The sequence below is a fragment of the Nostoc sp. genome, from assembly GCF_036917415.1.
In the GTDB taxonomy this organism is placed as follows: domain Bacteria; phylum Cyanobacteriota; class Cyanobacteriia; order Cyanobacteriales; family Nostocaceae; genus Nostoc.
In genome coordinates, this window is the sequence record NZ_JBALDJ010000113.1 from 31,818 (window position 1) to 55,057 (window position 23,240).

7 protein-coding genes are annotated in these 23,240 nt (G+C 42.7%); 4 read left to right on the forward strand and 3 right to left on the reverse strand.

The window, feature by feature from the left end; translation table 11 throughout:
* Position 1: 1 nt before the first annotated feature.
* From V7K41_RS24850 to V7K41_RS24860, 3 genes are all read right to left on the reverse strand, one after another.
* The gene (locus tag V7K41_RS24850; RefSeq protein WP_334852513.1) at positions 2-4,456 is read right to left on the reverse strand and encodes a non-ribosomal peptide synthetase family protein; all 4,455 of its coding nucleotides are present in this window, start codon (positions 4,454-4,456) and stop codon (positions 2-4) included.
* Positions 4,457-4,793: 337 nt separating this feature from the next.
* Positions 4,794-8,024, reverse strand: coding sequence for a non-ribosomal peptide synthetase (locus tag V7K41_RS24855; protein WP_334852514.1), 3,231 nt, complete (start codon positions 8,022-8,024; stop codon positions 4,794-4,796).
* A gap of 12 nt (positions 8,025-8,036) precedes the next feature.
* Entirely contained in the window at positions 8,037-16,856 is an 8,820-nt protein-coding gene (locus tag V7K41_RS24860; RefSeq protein ID WP_334852516.1) for an amino acid adenylation domain-containing protein, read from the reverse strand.
* Positions 16,857-17,981: 1,125 nt separating this feature from the next.
* Between V7K41_RS24860 and V7K41_RS24865 the strand changes: the two genes are divergently transcribed.
* From V7K41_RS24865 to V7K41_RS24880, 4 genes are all read left to right on the forward strand, one after another.
* Positions 17,982-20,570, forward strand: a complete 2,589-nt coding sequence (locus tag V7K41_RS24865) for a TonB-dependent siderophore receptor (protein WP_334852518.1) — start codon at positions 17,982-17,984, stop codon at positions 20,568-20,570.
* A gap of 165 nt (positions 20,571-20,735) precedes the next feature.
* Positions 20,736-21,767 carry an ABC transporter substrate-binding protein gene (locus tag V7K41_RS24870; protein WP_334852520.1) on the forward strand — a complete coding sequence of 344 codons (1,032 nt, stop codon included), beginning with the start codon at positions 20,736-20,738 and terminating at the stop codon, positions 21,765-21,767.
* 59 nt (positions 21,768-21,826) lie between these two features.
* Entirely contained in the window at positions 21,827-22,093 is a 267-nt protein-coding gene (locus tag V7K41_RS24875; protein WP_334852522.1) for a helix-turn-helix domain-containing protein, read from the forward strand.
* Positions 22,090-23,133 (forward strand): FecCD family ABC transporter permease, encoded by a 1,044-nt coding sequence (locus tag V7K41_RS24880; protein ID WP_334852524.1) that lies wholly within the window; start codon positions 22,090-22,092, stop codon positions 23,131-23,133. The genes V7K41_RS24875 and V7K41_RS24880 overlap by 4 nt, the downstream gene beginning before the upstream one ends.
* The last annotated feature ends 107 nt before the right edge of the window (positions 23,134-23,240 follow it).

Genomic DNA, 23,240 nt, shown 5'->3' on the forward strand with positions numbered 1-23,240 from the left:
TTTACAGATGTGGGTGATTCAGGAAACCACTACGAGTTAAGTAACAAAAATAGTTTTTCAGAAGTTGGTCATCGATCGCAGGACATACAATAGAAGTATCTGCTAATTTATCAAGCGTGTTTTGGCAATCGAACTGTGTCATTCTTGATTGAGCAAGACTCTCTTCGATGGATATCTGATTTTTGAATCTATTTTCCGCAAACAAAGGCAAAAGGGAATACAACGTCGCATCTGGAGAATGCTTTGCAGCAGTTATCAACTCTTGTCGCCATTCATCATAAGCAACTAGCCGCAGTGGATAGCCATAAGAACGTACCCACCCCATGAGTTCCTCTAGTTTAATTGGGTGGGGATTGAGCAAGTGAAAAACTTCTCCGATTGATTCTTTTTGCTGAGATAAATAAACGATCGCTTGACTTACGTAGTCTACAGGGGTCATGTCCACCAAACCATCAATTTTTGGCACACTACCAAGCTGAATACAGCACTTAATCATGCGGCACATAAAGTCATTTGTATTCCAGACCCCTGTTTTGCTGTTTCCTGTGATTCTTCCCAGTCTGTGGATAGTCACAGGAAGCCCTCTAGAAAGTGCGATCGCTACTAACTTTTCTGCCACCCATTTACTCTGAGCATACCCACTTTCAAGAATTTCGCCATGTTCCAAATAGTCTTTTTCTCGGAATACTTGAACTTCCGAGTCGCTTTGTGCAGGAAAAACGGAAAGAGTAGAAACGTAATGCACCGGTTTGAGTTTGATTAAACTTGCTAATCTGAGAACTTCCTGAGTTCCGAGAACATTAATCGCCTTCATCTGCTCGTATGGATGAATAAAATTAACGAAAGCACCGTTGTGATAAATAACATCTATATTATTTGCCAATAGCAGAAACTTTTCCTGAGATAGTCCAAAAAGTGGCTCAGATAAATCTCCCACAATTGGGATGATTCTGGAACTTAAATGTTCGTTCCACAGTGAATACATTTCCAGGTTTTGGCGAAGCTTGTTTTTGCCTAATTTTGCATCAGCAGAACGTACCAAACAATAAATATTTGCTGGAGTTTTTTGCAGAAGTTCATCGAGTAAAAAAGCTCCTAAAAAACCTGTGGCTCCAGTTAATAAGATACTAGCTGGCTCGGTTGTATAATCTCTTGGGACAGCTTCAGGACGAATTGTGGGATCGAGAACGGCTTCGGCTTGCAGATCGGTAATAGTTTTTCTAGTAATAGTATTAGAACCTGTGTTTTGAACCATCTCAATACTTTCGGCTAGGCCAGCTACCGTAGGCATTTCAAATAGACTACGCAAGGGTAGCTCTACTTGAAAAGTTTCTCGCACTCGAAAAATCATCTGAGTCAGCAGTAAGGAATGACCACCCAACTCAAAGAAGTTATCATTAATACCAACTTGTTTCCGAAGAAGTAATTCAGACCAAATTGCCGTTAATTTCTTCTCAGTTAATGTACGTGGCGCTACGTAAATTGTGTCATCATCATAGTGATTTTGGTCAGCTATTGGTAACGCTTTGCGGTCTACTTTGCCGTTAGGAGTGAGTGGTAGTGCTTCTAACATCACAAAGACTTTTGGCAGCATATATTCAGGCAACTTATCCCTGAGAAAGCGGCGTAGTTCACTACTCTTCAGACCTGAATTTTGCTTGGGAACTACATAAGTCACTAAGTATTGGTTGCCTGTAGCGCCTTGTTGAGTAATGACTACAACTTCCTTAATCTCTGAATGTTGAATCATTACCACTTCAATTTCTCCAAGTTCGATGCGAAAGCCGCGCACCTTCACCTGATTATCAATCCGACCGAGAAACTCAATGTTACCGTCTGGGAGATAACGCACTAAATCCCCAGTTTTGTAAAGGCGATCGCTCTTTTTTGACTTGTTAAATGGGTTGGGAATAAATTTTTCTTCAGTTAAGTCTGGACGATTCAAGTAACCTCGTGCTAAACCAGCACCGCCAATGTAGAGTTCTCCCTGAATGCCGATGGGAACAGGCTGTAGATATTTATCAAGTACGTACACTTGAACATTACGAATAGGCTTACCAATGGGTACTCCTGACAATGTACTTTCTGAAGAAAAGGTAGCTTTTGGTAACTTGTAAATTGTTGTAACTACAGTTGCCTCTGTAGGCCCGTATCCGTTAAATAGCTGTGGGTAATCACCTACATACTTTTGCCACATTTTTACTCGTTCTGGAAGTACTCGTTCTCCACCAATAATTACCAAGCGTAATGATTCAGGTAGCCTTAGCTTTGTCGTCGTTAATTCAAAGGTCAGATGATGCCAATATGCTGTAGGTAAATCTAATACCGTAATTTCCCATTCTTCACATTGTTTGAGGAAATTCGGTATATCAATTAACATCTTTTCATTACGTAGTACCAGCGTGCCACCAGAGACGAGGCAAGGATAAATTTCTTCTACTGCGGTATCGAAACTGATAGAGGCAAACTGTAGAATGCCATCAGATTGGGTAAACCGATATTCAACAATTGCCCCAAGAGTGAAATTTACTAAAGACTGATGTTGAATCATTACTCCTTTTGGTTTGCCTGTAGAACCTGATGTATAGATGACATAGGCTAAATTTTCTAGTGTCGCACCACCGACGAGATTCTCTTCACTCTCTTGAGAAATTACTTCCCAGTCTGTATCCAAGCAAATTACATACAGTCCATCAAACTCTTGTTCTACCTGCAAATGCTTCTGAGTCAACAGGACAGACACCTGTGAATCTGACAACATCCAGGTCAAACGCTCTTGGGGATAAGCGGGATCTAGCGGTACATAAGCGCCACCAGCCTTGAGGATGCCCAACAACCCTATAATCATTAAAAGCGATGCCTCCGGCAACGTCTCCGACGAACGCTCTACACAAATGCCCACCAGCACCTCTGGTCTGACACCAAGCGAACGCAAGTAACGCGCTAACTGATTTGCTTTAGCATTCAGTTCCCGATAGGTCAACTGTTGCCCTTCAAAGACGACTGCAACGGCATCTGGTGTCTGCTGTACTTGAGTTTCAAACAACTCATGAATGCACAAGTCTTGCAAATTTTCTGTTTGTGTGCTGTTCCACTTTACCAATAGAGTCTGCCGTTCTGTTTCTGTCAAGATTGGCAAGTCACTGAGACTCTGGTCGGGATTAACCACAATGCTTTCGAGCAAAGTTTGGAAATGCCCAACCATTCTCTTAATAGTGGCTGCTTCAAACAAGTCAGTGTTGTATTCTAGATTCCCCATCAATCCCTGCTGCGTATCTGTCATCGATAGAGACAAGTCAACCTTGGCTGTCTTGCTATCTAGCATCACAGGATTCAAGATCAGTTCTGGCAACTCCAAGGGTGGCATCGGTGCATTTTGCAGGACAAACATCACCTGAAACAGTGGCGTATGGCTGAGGCTGCGTTCCGGCTGCATTTCTTCTACTAGCTTCTCAAAGGGCAAGTCTTGACGATCAAATGCCCTTGAAGTTACCTCCTGTATTCGTAAAAGCAACTGCCGAAAACTGAGGTTATCCCCAAGGTAGGTACGCAAGACAAGGGTGTTAACGAAGAACCCGATCAATCCTTCGATTTCGGGGCGATCGCGGTTAGCAGTAGGTGAACCTACTATGATGTCTCCTTCTCCTGTATAGCGGTAGAGTAATGTTTTGAATGCTGCTAGCAGAGTCATAAACAAAGTGATTCCTGCTTGCTGGTTAATCTGCTTAAGTGCCTGCGATAAATCAGAAGACAATGAAAAAGACTCGGTTGCACCTTGAAAGTTCTGGACTGCTAATCTTGGACGGTCTGTGGGCAGTTCCAGAACGGGTAGGGAACCAGCTAGCTGTTGTTTCCAGTAGTCTAAACGAGTTTTCAGTTCCATCCCTTGCAACCACTCTCGTTGCCAGATAGCATAGTCAGCGTACTGTATGGGCAGTTCGGGAAGTGGCGAAGCAGTCCCAGTAGAAAAAGCTTTATAGAGCGCTGTTAACTCTCCGATGAAAATCCCCAGCGACCAACCATCAAAGATAATGTGATGTAGCGTTAGCAACAATAGATATTCTTTCTCGCCTAGTTGTAGCAAGGTGACACGCAGTAACGAGTCGTGTGCCAGGTCAAAGGGGTGTTCTGCCTCCTTGGTAATCAGTCGCTGAACTTGGGCTGCGCGGTCTACTTCCAACCATTCACTGAGATTCACTACAGGTATGACTATCGCTCGGCTTTTGGCAATGACTTGCACTGGATTTCCATCCACCGTGGTAAAGGTAGTACGCAGAATCTCGTGGCGAGTTACAATGGTTGCGAAAGCCTGTTGTAGAGCGTCTACTCTCAAATTACCACTTATTCGCAACCCATAGGGAAGGTTATACACTGAGCTATTCGGTTCTAGCTGATGCAAAAACCACAATCGTTGCTGGGCAAAAGATGTAGGAAAAACAAATAGTTGTTCTGTCATAAATTGTTGTTGTGAATTTCAGAAACCATTAAAATAATTCGTAATTTATAATTCATAATCTGTAATTGAATTACTTCTAAATTTAGACTTGAACTATATTGTTGACCAACAATTTTAAAATTTAATATTATCCTGCCTAAAGATAGGAATAAAAGAATGAGGAAAAGAACCGACAAGAACGCATAGATACGAAGTGGCTTCTTGAAGGGTAAAGCGCAAAGGTAAGAGAGTTGTAAAGGTTTTTTGCATCAGTACTGTGAATTTTTGAAAAACTGGGATGTTCAGGGTAGGGTGTGATTACGAATTAGTAATTAGTTGATGGTGCTTCCAAAGATGTTTAAATACGATATTGATCGCGAGACACTGGCTGTATTGCGGGTATCCGCAGTTCCTGATTTGTCTTTATCACTTGGGAAAGTTCGTGAATTGTGGAATGTTGAATAAACTCTTGTAAAGAAAAACTTAATCCTCGGTCATTAGCTCTAGATAATACTTGAATGCTGCGAAGAGAGTCTCCTCCCAACTTTAAAAAGTTGTCGTAAATGCCAATTTTTTCTATACTAAGAACTTGTGACCAAATTTCTGCCAGTGTTACTTCGATGGGGGTGCTAGGTGGGACAAATACTGCTTCCAGATTTGGTCTTTCTTGGTCGGGAATGGGAAGCGCTTGACGGTCTACTTTGCCATTAGGATTTAGTGGTAGCGCCTTCAACATCACGAACACCGAAGGCAGCATATACTCTGGCAAGCAATTTTTCAAGAAGCTACGCAGGACATCAACTGTCGGTACTTGCTCCTTTTCTGGGACAATATATGCTATTAAACGGCGGTGAGCATCGATATCCTCTTGGGCGACAACTATCGCTTCTTGTACAGCTGAGTGTTGATTCAAAACGGCTTCAATTTCAGGTAGCTCAATCCGATACCCGCGAATCTTAACCTGCTGATCCTCACGACCGAGAAACTCAATGTTTCCGTCTGCGAGATAACGCCCTAAATCTCCAGTTTTATAGAGGCGTGCGTTTGGTTCATCGCTAAATGGATTAGGAATAAACTTTTGGGCAGTTATTTCTGGGCGATTAAGATAGCCTTTAGCTACGCCCAAACCACCAATATATATCTCTCCAGATACACCAATTGGTACTGGTTGGAGTTGAGAATCTAGTAAATAAATCTGAGTATTAGCAATTGGGCGACCAATGGGAACAGAATTGTTTAAATCATGATTTTGACAATCGTATACACTGCTCCAAACTGTTGCTTCTGTTGGGCCATACTCATTAAATAAGTAGGTTTGGGGTAGTAATTCTCGATGTTGCTTAACAAGCTCCTTTGGACAGGATTCTCCAGCGACAATTACGGTTTTTAGGCTGAGTAATTGCTGTGGTTGTGCTTGCTCTAAAATCAGCTTGTAGAGAGACGGTAAACATAAGAAATGGGAAATTTGTTGTTGAGCGTAGCTTGCCACCGTAGGCATCGCCTCTATAATCTGTTGAATATCTAATTGTCCATTTTCAGGTAAAATAGAGACAAAACCCCCTTGACAAAGTGTCCAAAAAATAACTGCAACAGAACTATCAAAAGCAAAAGGTGAAGTTAAGAGAAAGCCTGTTACAGGTTGTTCATAATAACAAATTCGAGCAGTCGTCGAGTGAACTAAGTTCTGATGAGTAACCTGCACTCCTTTGGGTTGTCCTGTAGAGCCAGAAGTATAAATTAAGTAAGCCAGCTTATCAGTCTTCACTTCATTTTTGCGATTTTCATCACTTTCTTGAGTAATTGCATCCCAAAGAGTATCTAGACAAAGCACCGACGCTCCAATATCAGGTAAATTTTTCACCAACCGTTCTTGGGTCAATATTATTGATACCTGAGAATCTGCCAGCATATAACTTAATCGCTGGTTGGGATACATTGGATCGATTGGTACGTATGCTCCTCCAGCTTTGAGAATGCCTAGTATACTTACTAGCATTTCCCAAGAACGTTCTAGGTAAACCCCCACTAATACATCGGGTGCAACTCCCAAAGCTTGAAGACGATGTGCTAGTTGATTTGCCTTAGCGTTCAGTTCTCGGTAAGTTAATTGCTGCTTTTTAAACACCACAGCTACATTTTCTGGAGTACGTTCTGCTTGTGACTCGATTAATTGGTGTATACACTTGTCATTCACATAATCTCTTCTTGTATTGTTGAATTCAACGAGCAGTTGCTGTCGCTCGATATCGCCAATCAATTGTTCTGAATAATTGACAATATTATGGGTCAAAGTTCCTAGTGTAGTGTCAGTATTTGCAACTATATTGTTTAGCAGCGCTTCCAAATGACTCAACATTCTAGTTACCGTCATCGGATTGAAGTAACGTAAGTCATAAAATATATTCAACGATAATTGCGACCAAGGTTTAACTAAAAGAACAAGAGGATAGTTAGAGTTGATAAAAGAGCGAACATTATCAATTCTCAAGTTTCCTGTAGGTAAGCTAGAAATATTGGCTGAGGAGTTTTCAAAGACCAAAATGCTCTGGAACAAAGGTATACCTGGAGGTACTTGACTCCAATTCTGGATTTCAATTAAGGGGGTACATTCGTATCTACGTATACTAAGCTGCCGGGAATGGAGTTCTTTCAGCCAAGATAAAAGCGAAGCTTCATCAGAAACGAGTACGCGTACTGGTAGGGTGTTAATAAAAAGTCCCACCATAGACGAAACCCCTAATAATGTTGGTGGTCGTCCAGACACAACGGTTCCATACACCACATCTACTTCATTGCTGTAATAACTTAACAGCAAAGCCCAAACCCCTTGTAACAAGGTGTTCAAGGTCAAATGATGTTGTTGCGCTAAAGACTTAAGTGCTTCTGTAGTTGTTAGCGATAGTTGGACTTGTTGTTGACTAAAACCCTCTTGTTGACTTTTCCCATCTGCTGTCAAAGATGTTGGTGTTGTGAAGCCTTGAAGATATTTTCGCCAAAAGACCTCAGCCTCTGATAAATCTTGCTGTTTCAACCAACTGATGTAGTCTCGATAGGGACGGCTTGGTTGCAACTGGAGAATCCGGCCTTGACAAAGTGCGTCGTAGCAGGATAAAAATTCTTTGAGGATTGTGTTCACACACCAAGCATCTAAGACTAGGTGACAAATACTCCATATAAATTGGTAAGTATCTACATCTGTCTGGATTAAGGCAAACCGCATTAAGGGTGGTTGAGTCAAATCAAAGCCACTTTTTTGGTCTGCTTCTAGGTAACTTTGTAGTTGCGCTTCCTGTTGAGTCGTTGAAAGCTCACGCCAATCATAATGGGCGATCGCCAGTCTAACTTGTTTGTGTACTAACTGAACTGGCTGATTCACACCTTGCCATACAAAAGCTGTCCTCAAACTCTGATGTCGGTCTATTACTTGCTGCCAAACCTGCTCAAAAGCTGAGATGTTGAGAGTTCCGTGCAAGGTACATACTGTTTGCTCCACATACATCCTCGAATCTGGAGCCGAGAGAATGTGAAACAGCATACCCTGTTGCGTCGGCGAAAGTGTGTAGATGTCCTCAATATTTTTAGCTTCCATACCTTGAATTTTCTACTTGTTGTTCAAAAAAAGCTTATTTAGTTCTTCCTGAGTTAACTCAGCTTCTGGAAAGTCTGAAGGTTTGAAGTTTGGCGTATCGGTAGACAAAAAATGAGCAATGGGCGCTACTTCCTGCTGGGGAACGGAAATTGTCTCCACAACCGTTGCTAACTCTGCAATTGTTGGATATGCAAATAACTGATTGATACTGAATTTCAATCCTGCTTCATAAGCTTTAGCCGCAACCTGAATACTTTGAATCGAATCACCTCCCAACTCTAAAAAGTTGTTGTGGATGCCCACCTCTTGAATTCCTAAAACCTGATTCCAGATTCTAGCTAGCACCTCTTCTACTACCGTGCGGGGTGCGGTGTAAGCTATTTTTTCCTCATCGGATTGTACCTGCTTTGGTGCTGGCAAACGGCGACGATCGACTTTGCCGCTAGGTGTCAATGGCAACTCTTCTAAGAAGACAAAGGTACTAGGAAGCATATATTCTGGTAACTTGTGCCGCAAGAAACTCCGCAATTCCTTAGTTGTAGGTGGTGATTTTTGCTGTATTACTATATAGGCGACTAAGCGTTTGCGATCTGAGTCTTCTATAACTGTGGCGATCGCTGCTTGAACAACAGGATGTTGAAGTAAAATTGCCTCAATCGCCGTTAGTTCAATCCGATACCCGCGAATCTTCACCTGATGATCGATACGTCCCAAAAACTCAATGTTGCCGTCTGGAAGGTAACGCGCTAAATCCCCAGTTTTGTAGAGGTGTGCGTTCGGTGCATCACTAAATAAGTCGGGAATAAACTTTTGGGTGGTTAGTTCTGCACGATTGAGATAACCCTGCGCTACACCCAAACCACCAATATAAACTTCACCAGGAACTCCAATTGGTACTGGTTGTAGGTAAGAATCCAGTAAATAAATCTGGGTGTTGGCAATTGGACGACCAATTGGCACAGGATTTTTCAAATCATGGTTTTGACAATCGTATACACTGCTCCAAACTGTTGCTTCCGTTGGGCCGTATTCATTAAATAAGGATGTATAGGGCAGTAGTTGACGATGGCGTTCAACCAACTCTGCAGAACAAGATTCCCCAGCAACAATAACTGTGTGCAACGAGACAAGTTGCGCTGAGTCTATAGCAGCGAGTAGGGTGCTGTAAAGTGAGGGAACACTCAACCAGTGTGAAACTTGATGTTGAACAATCAGGTTGGCTAATTCCCAAATATCTCTGTGGGTACCCTCAGTTAACAGTACCAGTTTACCTCCTTGACATAATGTCCAAAATATGCAGCCAACTGAGCTATCAAAAGCAAAGGAGGGAATTAATAAGAAACAGGTAACGGGTTGTGAGTAATAAGTAATCCGCGCCAACGTGGAATGGACTAAGTTTTGCTGAGTAACGAGTACTCCCTTCGGTTGACCTGTGGAGCCTGATGTGTAAATAATGTAGGCGAGGTTTTCTAATGTGCTTTGACTGCTGGGGTTTTCTGCGCTCTCTTGCGCTACAATTTGCCAGTCTGAGTCTAGGCAGACAATTTTGGCTGTGTGAGTCGGTAAGTTTGCTACTAGCCGTGCCTGAGTCAGCAGAACTGGCACTTGAGCATCTTCCAGTATAAAAGCAAGATTTTCTTGGGGATATGCTGGGTCTAGAGGTACGTAGGCTCCTCCTGCCTTGAGAATTCCCAAAATTCCCACTATCATCTCTAAGGAACGCTCGACACACAGAGCCACCGGCACATCGGACGTTACTCCTAAACGTTGCAAGTAATGAGCCAGGGCATTAGCTCGATGATTTAGCTGTTGGTAAGTTAGAGACGCGACGCCAGTCGCTACAACGGGGGGAACCCCCGCAACGCGCTGGCTCATTAATCGCGTCTGTACATCTGCAAAGACGATCGCGATCGCATCAGGATTTTTTGCTGCCATAGCCTCAAAGTATTGATGGATACAGCAGTCTTGAGGATATTTGGTGGCAGTGTTATTCCATTCTTTGAGCAACATCTGCCGTTGGCGATCGCCCAAAAGATATTGAGACTCGTAACGTGCTAACGGCTGTGAAGACATTGCTGTTAGTGTTTCTTGAAAATAAGCGCCAATACTCTCTAACTGGGCATGACTTATCTGTGTCAAGTCACACTCTAAATCGAGTTGGATGCAATCTGAGGCATGATTGAGATTAAACTCAGACCGCAAGGTAAAATGAGTTTCACCAAAACCCCTGGCCCCTAAAACTTCAAAATCTTTGAGACTTTGCAGACTCTCATAAACATGGAAGTTAGTGTAATTAAAAACAGTTTCAACTAAGGGCTGGAGAGCCTGACGACCAACAAGTTGATGTAAATCTGCATAGGGATAACGCCTGAAGGGCAACAACTCTCGTTCAGCTGCAAAAACCTGCTGCACTAACTCTAGCCAAGTTCCCCCCATTAGCTGCAAACGCAAGGGAACCGTGTTCAAATGGATTCCCAGAGTTTTTTCTCCGTCAGCTTCTTCCAATCGACCATTAGACTCCAGCCCTGTGAGGATATCACTCTCGCCACTTAACAAACTCATTACCCTGATATGTGCAGCTAACAAGACGTTTTTCAGGGGGACTTCTGCTAACCGGGCTAGTTTTTGCAATTTCTCAGAAAGTTCTGAGGAGATGGGGACATCTAAAAAGCCAATTTCCGGGGTATTGGTGCTGTGGTGAGTCACCTTCCAACGGGCTATTCTCGTGGTTACACAACTTGCTAATTTTTGCCTCCAAAAATCTTGAGAGTCTGGCGATTGCAATGTTGCACGCTCTAAGGCAACAAAATCTCGATAAGTTATAGCTGGGGCTGGTTCAATGGCATCGCTTTTACCGTTGAGCAGAGCATAATAATGATGCAGCAATTCTGTCAGCAAACAAGCTTTGCTCCAGCCGTCAAGAATAGAAGTGTGACAGCTAAAGGTTAGATAGAAAGACTGCTCTGTAAGGCGGTGAATGAAAAAGCGAATAAATGGTGGAGAAGACCAATCAAAATTTCGTCGTTTTTCAGCTTTTATCCAGGTGGAAAGTGCTTGTTGTTGTTGCTCTGGTGATAAATCACGCAAGTCCTCGACGTGAAAGGGAGCAGTAACTTGTTGATGAACTAACTGTAGGGGTTCACTAAAGTTAGTCAGGTCGAAGGATGTCCGCAGGATAGCATGGCGATCGACAACGTGCTGTAGAGCTTTTTGAAACAATTGAATGTCTAGACGAACTTGCAAATTGTAAAGAAAAATATCATGGTACATCGGCTCATCAGGCATGGACTGAGTGTGAAAAATCACCCCAGCTTGAACCCTAGCCAAAGGATAGGCATCTTCTACATCTTTGGGTAGCTTTTGCCGTTCTGTCTGGTAAATCAGACTAAATGGCTCTGTTTTTTGAGTTATTAAAGCACTGGGTTCAACAAAAGTAATTTCTCGTGCCAGTGAGTCGATAGTCTGATGCTGGAAAATCTGCGCTAAGGAGAAGCTTAAACCTTTTGCAGTGGCTCTAGCTAGCATTTGGATACTCCGAATTGAATCTCCTCCCAACTCAAAAAAGTTGTCGTGAATGCCCACTTGTTCAATGTCGAGCACCTCTGCCCAAACCTCTGCCAACGCCTTTTCGATAGGAGTGCGAGGTGCTACGAAAGCTTTTTCCAATTCCGGTCTGACTTTACCAGGAATTGGTAAAGACTGGCGATCTACTTTACCATTCGGCGTTAAAGGCAGTGCATCCAGTAGGACGAAAGCCGCAGGAACCATGTAATCGGGGAGCTTCTCTAAGAGAAAGCGACGCAATTCGGTAGTGGTGGGTGCTGGTTGATGACGGGTGACGCAATAAGCAACTAATTGCTGATTCCGAGAATTTGCCTGAGAATTAGCCAATTCTCCCTTGAGTAAGCGACGCAAACCAGTAATTGTTGATGAATTTTCTACGTCAACCAGTGGTGTGAAATCTCGGTTCTGTTCCTTCTTCTCAATTTCTCTCATCAAAACAACAACTTCCCGCAATGCTGGATGTTGACTCAGTAGCGCTTCAATCTCTCCTAGCTCAATCCTGAACCCCCGCAATTTAACTTGATAGTCAAGTCGTCCCAAATATTCAATGTTGCCATCGCTCAGGTAGCGTGCCAAATCCCCAGTTTTGTATAAGCGATCGAAGTTTGAAGATTTGTCTTCATTCGCTCCCCTGCTTCTTTTAAAGGGGTTGGCAATGAATTTAATATCTGTTAATTCTGGTTGATACAGATAACCTCGCGCTAAACCCACACCGCCAATGTGTAGTTCCCCAGGTACGCCAATAGGTACTGGTTGCAAGTGATTATCTAGTAGATAAATTTGCGTATTGGCAATGGGGCGACCAATGGGAACAGTATGCTTACGACTCTCACGTTCACAAGCCCAGAATGTGACATCGATCGCAGCTTCCGTTGGCCCGTACAAATTATGTAAGTCTGCATCCAAACGCGCAAAAAATCGTTCTTGTAGTTTCAAAGGTAGGGCTTCACCACTACACATCACCTGTCTCAAGCATTGACACGCTTCAAGCCCAGGTTCCTCAAGAAACACTTGCAACATAGAGGGGACAAAATGCAGTGTGGTAATTTGTTCCTGAGCAATAAGTTGAACAAGGTAGGCGCTATCTTGATGACCTCTTGGACGAGCTACCACTAAACGCGCTCCGGTAGTCAAAGGCCAAAAGAATTCCCAAATGCAGACATCAAAACTGAGGGGTGTTTTTTGTAACACTCTATCTACTGTTGTCAGTTGATAAGTTTCCTGCATCCAAGATAGACGATTGCAAATTCCTCTATGGGTGTTCATTACCCCCTTTGGTTTGCCAGTCGAACCGGAGGTGTAAATCACATAAGCTAAATTATCAGCTGTCACCTGGCTAACTGGGTTGTCCCCACTTTTACTAGTCCAAACCTCATAGTTTTTATCCACCAGGATCGCTTGCGCCCCATGTTCAGGCAAAGCTGGAAGGAATTTTTCTTGAGTCAGCAACACTGAAACCTGGGCATTTTCCACCATGAAAGCCAGACGTTCTTGAGGATAGGAGGGATCTAGAGGAACGTAAGCTCCTCCAGCTTTAAGAGTCGCCAGGATACTCACCACCATTTCTAGCGATCGCTCTAGGCAAATGCCAACCAACACCTCTGGCTCTACTCCTAGAGTTTGCAGATAATGTGCTAATTGATTGGCTCGTCGATTCAATTCGATGTATGTGAGTTGTTCTGTTTCAAATACTACCGCCACTGCATTTGGGGTCTGCTCTACCTGAGCCTCAAATTGTTGATGGAGACAAGGTTTGCTGGCGTAATCTACTTGGGTAGTATTCCACTCGACTAATAATTGTTGCTGTTCTAATTCAGTGAGGAGTGGTAAAAGTGAGATATGCTGCTGTGAGTCAGCAACAATACCTTCTAACAAGGTTTGAAAATGACCAGCCATCCGCGCAATAGTGGCAGCATCGAATAGGTCTGTGTTGTATTGCCAAGAAGCAGATAGTGTTTCATCCACCTCAGCCATCATCAGATTGAGGTCGAACTGAGCAATTCGCTGTTCGAGGGCTAAGGACTCTAGTTCTAGTTCCCCTAATTTTATCCTTGCTCCTGCTTCCCCTAATGCAAAGGCTGCCAAACCTGATTCGTTGAGCAGGTGGGCTTTGTGCAAGACAAACATCACTTGAAATAATGGCGAACGACTGGAGTCTCGCACTGGTTGTAGTTGCTCAACTAGTCGGGCAAAGGGGTAGTCCTGGCGATCGAAAGCATCCAGCACACAGGAGCGTACTTGAATGAGAAACTCATCAAAGGTGGGATTTTCTGAAAGATGCGATCGCAATACTATCGGATTGACAAAATACCCTACCACACCTGCTGCATCAGTTCGACTTCTGCCTGTTGTGGGGGAACCCACTAAGAAGTCTGGTTGACCTGTGTAGCGATAAAGTAGCACTTGAAAGGCTGCTAGCAAGGTCATGTAGAGAGTAACTCCACGTTTGCGGCTGAAGTTTTGTAGCTTTTGAGTTAATTCTGTACTCAGCTGATAGCTAAAGGAAGCTCCTTGATCGGTTTGAATGGCTGGACGCGGACGGTCAGTTGGCAAATTTAATACAGGTAATTCTCCTGCCAACTGCTTTTGCCAGTAACTCCACAGCCGCTCGCCTTCTGGACTCGCTAGCATTAGAGCCTGTTCTCGTACATAGTCGGTATACTGCCAAACCAAAGGAGGCATTACAGGTGTATTGTTCTTTTTGTGGCTCTGGTAGAGTGTTCCCAACTCATCTACCAAGACGGTGAGGCTCCAGAAGTCTGCGACGATGTGGTGGACAACAAGTAAAAGAATGTGTTCTGTTTGTGAGCGAGCGAACAGACTCACCCGCATGAGGGGGCCTTGCTCCAGATTGAAGGGATGGTATGCTGCTTTAAGCAGGCGATCGCTTAAAAATTCCTCATCCCATGTTGCAGCATCTTCCTGTTGCCAACAAACTTCTACGTGCTTATGAACTCGCTGTCTGGGATGTCCGTCAACATTTAAGAAAGTCGTACCTAGAATTCTATGGCGTTCCATTAAACTCTGAAATGCTCGATGCAATGCAGAAATATCAAGTTCGCCACAAATACGCAGAGCATTAGCAATGTTGTAAGCAGGACTCTCTGGTGCTAGCTGATGTAAAAAGTACAAAGCCTGTTGACCGTAGGAAAGAGGGTATTCAGTGACAGTCTCGTTAACTTGGGCTGGAGGGCTTTTAGGGACAGAAGAAACATTTGTTAACTCAGCAAGTACTACAGTTGCTAGTTGGTTAATATTGGAACCCCCCAAAAAGCTAGTCATCGGTAAGACCACACCCAAGTTAGTTTCAATAGTGTGCTGGAGTTCTACTGCCATTAAGGAATCAATTCCCAGGCTGTTCAAGGGTTGCTGTGGGTTGACTTGGGAAGACACTAATTTGAGAACCTGAGCTACTAACTGTTGAAGATAACAGCTTAACTGTAACTGACGCTCTTGTGGCTCTAATGCGAGGACGGCTGCATGAGTCAGACTGCCTGTATTGACTGTAGTTTGAGATTCTTCTAAAACGCTGCTGGCAATATTTTCCCAACTTTCTGTCAAAAAATTAGTGCGACAAGCATGGCGCTGAATTTTACCACTAGAAGTTTTGGGGATACTACCTGGCTTGAGGAGTAACACTGCATAAACTTGCAGTTCATGTTCTTCTACTACTGCTTGACGGATAGCTCTAATGACTTCCTCAGTCGTCAAATTTCGTAGGAAACTGCGCTTCACTTCTTGAGCAATAACTAATTTCTCTTCGCCAGCAACATTAATTGCAAAGGCTGCACTACCGCTAGGTTGCAGTGAGGGGTGGCTTTGTTCTACTGACCATTCAATGTCTTGCGGGTAATGATTACGACCCCGGATAATAATCAAATCCTTCAAGCGACCTGTGACAAATAGCTCTCCTTCCTGCAAAAAGCCCAAGTCTCCTGTCCGCAGAAAAGGCCCGTCTTGAGTATCTTTGAGGTAGGCTCGGAATGTGTAATCTGTTTGCTCTGGCTGATTCCAGTAGCCTTGAGTGACGCTTGGCCCTGCAACCCAAATTTCACCCACCTCATTAGGTTGGCAACGGGTTAGTGTCTCAGGATGAACTATGACAATCTTTAAATCTTGTAAGGCTTGACCACAACCGACTATGGTCTGTATGCCAGCTTCATTTTCACTGGCTGGAACTATTTGATTTTGCAACAGTGCCGCCGACTGAACTGGCAACAACACAGGTAAAACTAATTTGCTACCACCAGTTATCATCAGCGTTGTTTCTGCCATCCCGTAACAAGGATAGAAACTTTCACGCCGGAAGCCACATTCGGCAAAAGTGGCGGTAAATAGCTCTAGGGTTTCTTTCCGAATCGGTTCAGCACCGTTAAAAGCAATTTCCCAGCTACTTAAATCTAAGGTGGCTCGTTGTTCGGGCGTAATTTTGCGAACACACAGGTCATAGGCAAAATTAGGGCCACCGCTAGTTGTTGCTTTATATCGGGAAATCGCCTGTAGCCACCGCAAGGGCTTTTGCAGAAATGCCACAGGAGCCATGAGTATGCACGGTATGCCCAAGTACAAGGGCTGAAGCATATTCCCGACTAAACCCATGTCATGGAAAAGGGGCAACCAACCTACAAAAAGGGTGTTTTCTGTGTGCTGCATTGCCTGCTTAATTAAAACTTCGTTATGCAACAAGTTTCCATGACTCACCATTACACCTTTAGGTGTACCTGTAGAGCCGGAAGTGTACTGCAAAAAGGCGAGGGTATCGCTATTTATAGATGGTTGCTGCCATGAATGTGCTAGGTCGGTAGTAATGTTATCGGTAGTCAGTAACAGCAAAGTTTGTAAATTCGGATATTGGGCGAATTGTCGCTCAATATTGGCAAAGACAGTTGTAGTAGTAAGGGCGATTGTTGCCTCTGCATCTGCCACAACAGCCTGGAGTCGGGACAGGGATTGGTTCGGTCGGGGTGGATAAGCTGGGACTGCAATTACCCCAGCATAGAGACATCCGAAAAACGCAGCGATGAATTCTAAACCAGGTGGGTAGAGCAGTAGTCCACGCTCTCCACTTTTGATTCCATAACTTTGAAGTAGAGCAGCAATACTCCGAGCTTGGCGATCTAGTTCTCCATAAGTCAAATACGATGCTTCTACCTCTCCATCCAGCAGAAAAGAATAAGCCTTTTGCTCAGGTTTCAGAAGCGCTCTCCAATGAAGAAGTTCAACCAACGAGGTGAATTTCCTCGGTAGCTCGGAAAGATTTTTGCTCATTTATGTCACTCCATCTATACAACTATCTATGTGGAGCCAAACTGGCTAGTTGTGTTAAGTGCGATCGCCTTCTCAGCCTTTATTTATTGAAAATTTCAGCTTATTAGCCACACCGTATTTTTTTGATAAAAAAGTTTTTTATTTCTAATTCTAAAATTTCACAGCACAACCAACTCAGGCAAAGTATGCCTTCATGTGACAGCTTTGTGAAATTTAGAGTCGATCTATATTTAACATTAATAAAAGTTATTATCATTAATCTGATCCTATTGTCAAGCATTTTGCCATGCCTAAACAATATTTAAAACAGGCAAAATCACATTTTTATTATGCCTATAAAACATTCATCAATATGAATAATTTTATTTAAAACTAGAAAAACCTATTCATAGCAATGTTTTCAGGACAGCCTACACAAACTGATTCTATATTAAAAATCAAAAAATCTGAATAGGACAACTTGTCAAATTTTGCATAACTTATACAAAGTATATTTTCCATAGAAAACTGATAGTCTAAACTGTGAGAAAAATAATCTAAACAAAATAAAATTTACAAAAAATTCAAGAAAAAAGCTAATTTTAGACTATCTATAGTACTGTGCTGTGTAAATACTTCTACCCTTTTTTAAGACTAAAAACCCAGTCTTTCAGGGCTAATAATGGTAGATTCATTTGTGTAAAGCTGTATTAGCTTCCATTTCATAAGTAGATGAATACTTAAATATAACAATATTTAATAAATTCATAAACTTTAACACAAACATTAGAGTAGCTAAAAAATTATTTTCATGTACAGGCTATCCGATTCAAGTCTAATCAAATCTTATTCAAAGCCAATTTTGAGTTATTGATATTACTAAAAAAGGAAAATGCAAGTGCTTAATTTTTAGCATTTATATATATTTAAAGGGCTATTTTATGAGAAAATAATTGTTTTTAGGAGAATTATGAAAAAAGTTGTTTAGGTTGGTATAGCATTTTTAAACTGTGGTTGTCTTTTGCGAACAATAATTAATAATTATTCTCAATTATTTATTGTAGCACTTGAAAGTAAAAGCGTATTGCGATCGCGTGTAATTAGGTGTGTCTTGATTTCATGAATATTGTGGTGTGGAGGAAAATTTTGAAACTAAGACAGATGATCTATCTAGGGATTGTCGGAGCTATTTGTGTGTTGGGGACTCAGGCTGTAAAAGCACAGTCAGCAGAACCACCGAGCGCAAAGATTCCTCAACTGAGTGATATTTCACGTCCCTACACCAATGTTAAAGACTGGCTAGCGCAGCAGAATCAACAGACTGAAGTCACACCAGTGACAGGAGTGCGCCTAAGAGCAACTGACAGTGGATTGGAAATCCTCTTAGAAACTCCTACATCTGATAAGTTACAAACCACCATCAACAGGGAAAACAATAACTTTATTGCAGATATCCCTAATGCTCAACTGCGATTAACAGGTGATAGTTCTTTCCGTCAAGACAAGCCTGTTGCGGGAATTAGCGAAGTAATAGTTACTAATGTAGATACAAATAGTATCCGAGTGACGGTAACGGGTGAAGGAGGTATCCCAAAAGTCGAGTTAGATGACGGCGATACAGGTTTAATTTTTGTCGTCACGCCAGTTGTATCCTCCACACCACAAGCGCCAGATACATCTAAACCAAGTAGTGAAACACCGCCAACTCAACCATCGGCTGATACAAATGAACCGATTGAACTAATAGTGACAGGGGAGAGCGATACATATTCAGTACCCGACGCTAGCACTGCAACAAGAACAGATACACTACTTAGGGATATTCCCCAATCAATTCAAGTCATTCCCCGTCAGGTGATTAAAGACCGAAATGTTGTACGTCTTTCGGAATTGGCGGATAACGTTAGTGGTGTACAACCAGAACGGGGATATGGGGGATTGTCGTCATTAGGATTTCGGGTGCGTGGGTTTCTCACCAATTTTGAAACTTTACGCAATGGCTTTCCCGATTATGGTTACTTCAGTCCGCGAGATGTCGCTAATATCGAGAGGTTGGAAATTCTCAAAGGGCCGGCGGCGGTACTTTATGGTGGTAGTCCAACACAGTATGCAGGAGGAAGTGGTGTTATTAATACAACTACCAAAAAGCCGCTTGCAGAGCCTTACTACAGCGCGAGTGTAACTTATGGAAGTTACAACTTTTTGCGTCCGACTTTAGATATTAGCGGGCCACTGACAGATGATAAATCAGTGCTGTATCGTTTGAACGTCGCCTATGAAAGTTCTGACAGTTTTCGTGATTTTGTCGAGTATGACAGCTTTTTTATCTCGCCTGTGGTAGAGATAAAAGTAGGCGATCGCACTAAACTCACCTTTGAATACGAACACCAGAAATATAACTTTGTTTTTGATAATGGTTTTCCTATTGAGCCAGAAGTTCTCCAACTTGGGCGCAATCGATTTTTAGGAGAACCCAACTTTGCCAATGGGGAAGTGACATTTAACTCATTAACCTATAGATTAGAACACGAATTTGACGACAACTGGAAATTTCGCCAAGGATTTAATGTTCTCAATGCTAATTTGAATGATGCAAGGCAAGTATCTCCTGGTTCTTTGCGAGAGGATCGTCAGACATTAGACCGTTCTTTTTATGCTTCTGATGAGAAACACGAAAATATCACTCTCCAAAACGAAATTTCTGGCAAGTTTTCTACTGGTTCTATTCGTCATAATGTCCTATTCGGAGTAGATTTAGCCCGAAACTTATTTAACTACATTTTTGCCCCAGACCTAGAACTATCAATAAATATTTTTGACCCGCAATATGGTGGAACTCCTACTCCTGTGGAAGATGGTTCTCCCTTTGGTCGAAAAATTGTCTCCGAGAATGTTGGTTTATTCGCCCAGAACTTAATTGAACTTACACCTAATTTCAAGGTTTTATTAGGTGGTCGCTTGGACTTTAATGATTACAGCACTCAAGACCGCGTAAGTGGCGATATTCTCGATAAACAATCAAATACTCGATTTTCGCCGCGAGTTGGAATTATATATCAACCAAGCGATGTTACTTCGCTCTACTTCAATTGGTCTAATGGTTTTTCTCCCCAATTTCAAGCCAGAAGTCGAACAAGTGAACAATTTGAACCGCAAACTACCCAGCAATTTGAGGTGGGGGTAAAACAGAATTTTCTGGACAATAAACTTTCTGGAACTTTGGCTTTCTTTCAAATTACCAAGCAGAATGTATTGACACCAGACCCAGTAGACGATCTATTCCAAATCCAAACTGGAGAACAACGCAGTCGAGGTATTGAATTAGATATTGCAGGCGAAATATCACCAGGTTGGAAAGTCATTGCCAACTATGCTTACATTGATGGCGAAGTGACAAAAGATCGTGTGATTCCTGTAGGAGACAGATTATTTGGTGTCCCAGAACATAGCGCTGGATTGTGGACAACTTATGAACTGCAACATGGTAGTTTGCAGGGATTAGGATTTGGTGCTGGGTTGTATTTTGTCGGTGAGCAGGAGGTGGATTTACCGAATACGTTTAAACTTCCAAGTTATTTACGAGCGGATGCTTCTATCTTTTATCGGCGGCAAAATTATCGATTTGCAGTCAATTTCAAGAATATTTCTAATGTTAAATATTATGAGGTTGATGGGTATAGTATTGACCCTGCGCCACCGTTTACTGTGTTGGGAACAGTGTCAGTTGAGTTTTAATTATTAGGTAAAATTTTTTTAACGCAGAGGAAGGCAAAGTTAAGCCAGTGCGTTGGGCGGCTTTGCCGACTTGAAGCAACTGGCGTAGCGCAGAGGAGCGCAGAGGTTTCTAAAGTTAATTCGTTACGATTTTGTTGTCTTAAGAGGATTTGAAGAGGGTTGTGTGTGAGTAAATTACATCGCCATATCTGGATATTTAAACCCTTTGTTGCAGTCTTGGCAGTGCTGATGCTGGGAATGGTTTCAGGGTGTGCAGGAAATGTCACTGCCCCAACTTATACTACCTCTAATGGAACACCATATACCCCATTTACATTTAAGAACTGTGATTCGACAATTACTTACAAACAACCACCACAACGCGCTGTCACCATGATGCAATCGGCGACGGAGGTGATGCTAGCGCTGGGTTTAGAAAAGCAGATGGTTGGTACAGCCTACCTGGATAATCCGATTTTGCCAGAGTATCAACAAGCATATTCCCAAATTCGGGTATTAGCGCCAAAGTACCCGTCGCGGGAAGTTTTTTTGGGAGTTGAGCCAGATTTTGTCTTCTCCACTGAGGAAAGCGCTTTTGCCAAAGAAGCACTTGGGTCACAGTCAGAGTTGCTAAAACTAGGTATTTCTTCTTATTTGTTACCTATTGAATGCGATCGCCCAGAACTTAGACCTGAGAGCGTGACGATGGAGAATTTATATCAAGAAATCCGAGAAATAGGGCGGATTTTTGGAGTAGAACAACGAGCAGAAAAGTTAATTGTACAACTGCGATCGCAACTCCAAGCAACCCAACAAAAGCTAGGTAAAGTGACAACCAAAAAGCGCATTTTTTGGTATGATTCTGAAGATCCTCCCCTAACTGTTTCTAACTGGGGAATACCCAATCATATTATTGAATTAGCCGGTGGAGAAAATATATTTAAAGATATTCAGGAGAAAAAAGCATGGGTAACAGTTAATTGGGAAGATGTGATTGCACGTCAACCAGATGTAATTGTTCTCATTGATGCTAACTGGTCATCTGCCGAAGAGAAGCGTCGATTACTTAAATCTCACCCTGCTTACTCTCAGCTAAAAGCAGTGCAACAGGATAAATTCATTGTCATAGGTTTTAGTTACACGATGCCAGGAATTAGGAATGTTGCAGGGGTGAGACAATTAGCAGAAGCTTTGTATCCAGAGAGGTTTCAACAGTAGGATAGTGGAAGCAATTACCTACAACATATCTTTGATATTGTAACCTTAATCAGTCAACTATGGAACAAATAACATTACCAGATGTTCTCACCCTCGAAGAAGCTTCAGCATACTTGCGGCTACCCGTGGAAGCAGTTTTGCGTCAAGCCTCTCAAGGAAATATTCCCGGTCGCAAAATCGAGAACGACTGGAGATTTTTAAAAGTTGCAATCGATAACTGGCTACGTTCTCAAGCTGGTCGCTCTATTCTTCTCGCTCAAGCAGGTATTTTTACAAATGATAATTCTCTAGCAGAATTGAAAGTCATTTTTGAAGCAAAGGAATGAAACAGAATATATTCAAAAAAACACGTTATCAACTATTAATAATTAACCTACTTATCACACTTATTGTCTCAATTACCCTAGCTGTGATGATTGGGCCAGTACCAATTCCACCGTTAAGAGTGTGGCAAATTGCACTTTCCCAGTTATTCTCCAATCTTACAGGAGACTGGACACCTGCACAGGTACAGATTGTCTGGCTTATCCGCTTTCCACGTGTGTTATTAGCTTTTTTTGTAGGTGCTGGACTATCAGTGGTTGGTGTCATCATGCAAGCACTGGTGCGAAATCCATTAGCTGACCCATTTATTCTCGGTATTTCCTCTGGCGCGTCGGTTGGTGCTGTTTTAGTCATCTTATTTGGTATTTTCTCATTTTTTGGTGTGTATGCACTGTCTGTTGGGGCTTTCCTCGGTGCGCTGTTAGCATTCTTTGTTGTGTTCTTTTTAGCACGACGACAAGGACACCTCTCCTCCACCCGCTTAATTTTAGTTGGTGTAGCGGTATCGTCTCTGTTTGAGGCGATAACGAGTTTCTTGGCTATCAAAGCTGGAAGTGGTGAAGCTACACGACGAGTATTGTTTTGGTTATTGGGAGGACTTTCAGGAACAACGTGGACAGACTTAATCTTGCCGGTGCTGACTTTGTTCTTGGGAATCGGGTATTTGTTACTCCAAACGCGATCGCTAAACGCACTCCTCATCGGTGAAGAAACAGCTCGGACTCTGGGAACTGACACCGATCGCTTCCGCAAGCAGTTATTCTTTGTTACCTCACTGTTGACAGGTGTAATAGTTGCTGTCAGTGGTGTCATTGGCTTCGTTGGGCTAATGATTCCTCACAGCGTCCGTTTCCTCGTCGGCTCAGACCATCGCCGCGTGTTACCTGTGAGTCTGTTGCTGGGCGGAATTTTCTTAATTTGGGCAGATGTCCTAGCACGTACCATTGTCGCTCCAGAGGAACTGCCCATTGGTATTATTACGGCACTTTTGGGCGCTCCTTTTTTCATTTGGTTGATGCAAGGTAAAGGGGGTGGAAAATGAAGTTATATCATGTCTGGTGAAAGACTTATCATTAAGACCGCAGTTCTTGCAGGGGGCAGGGGGCAGGGGGCAGGGGGAAAGAGGCTTTTGGGATTTTTGCACAGATG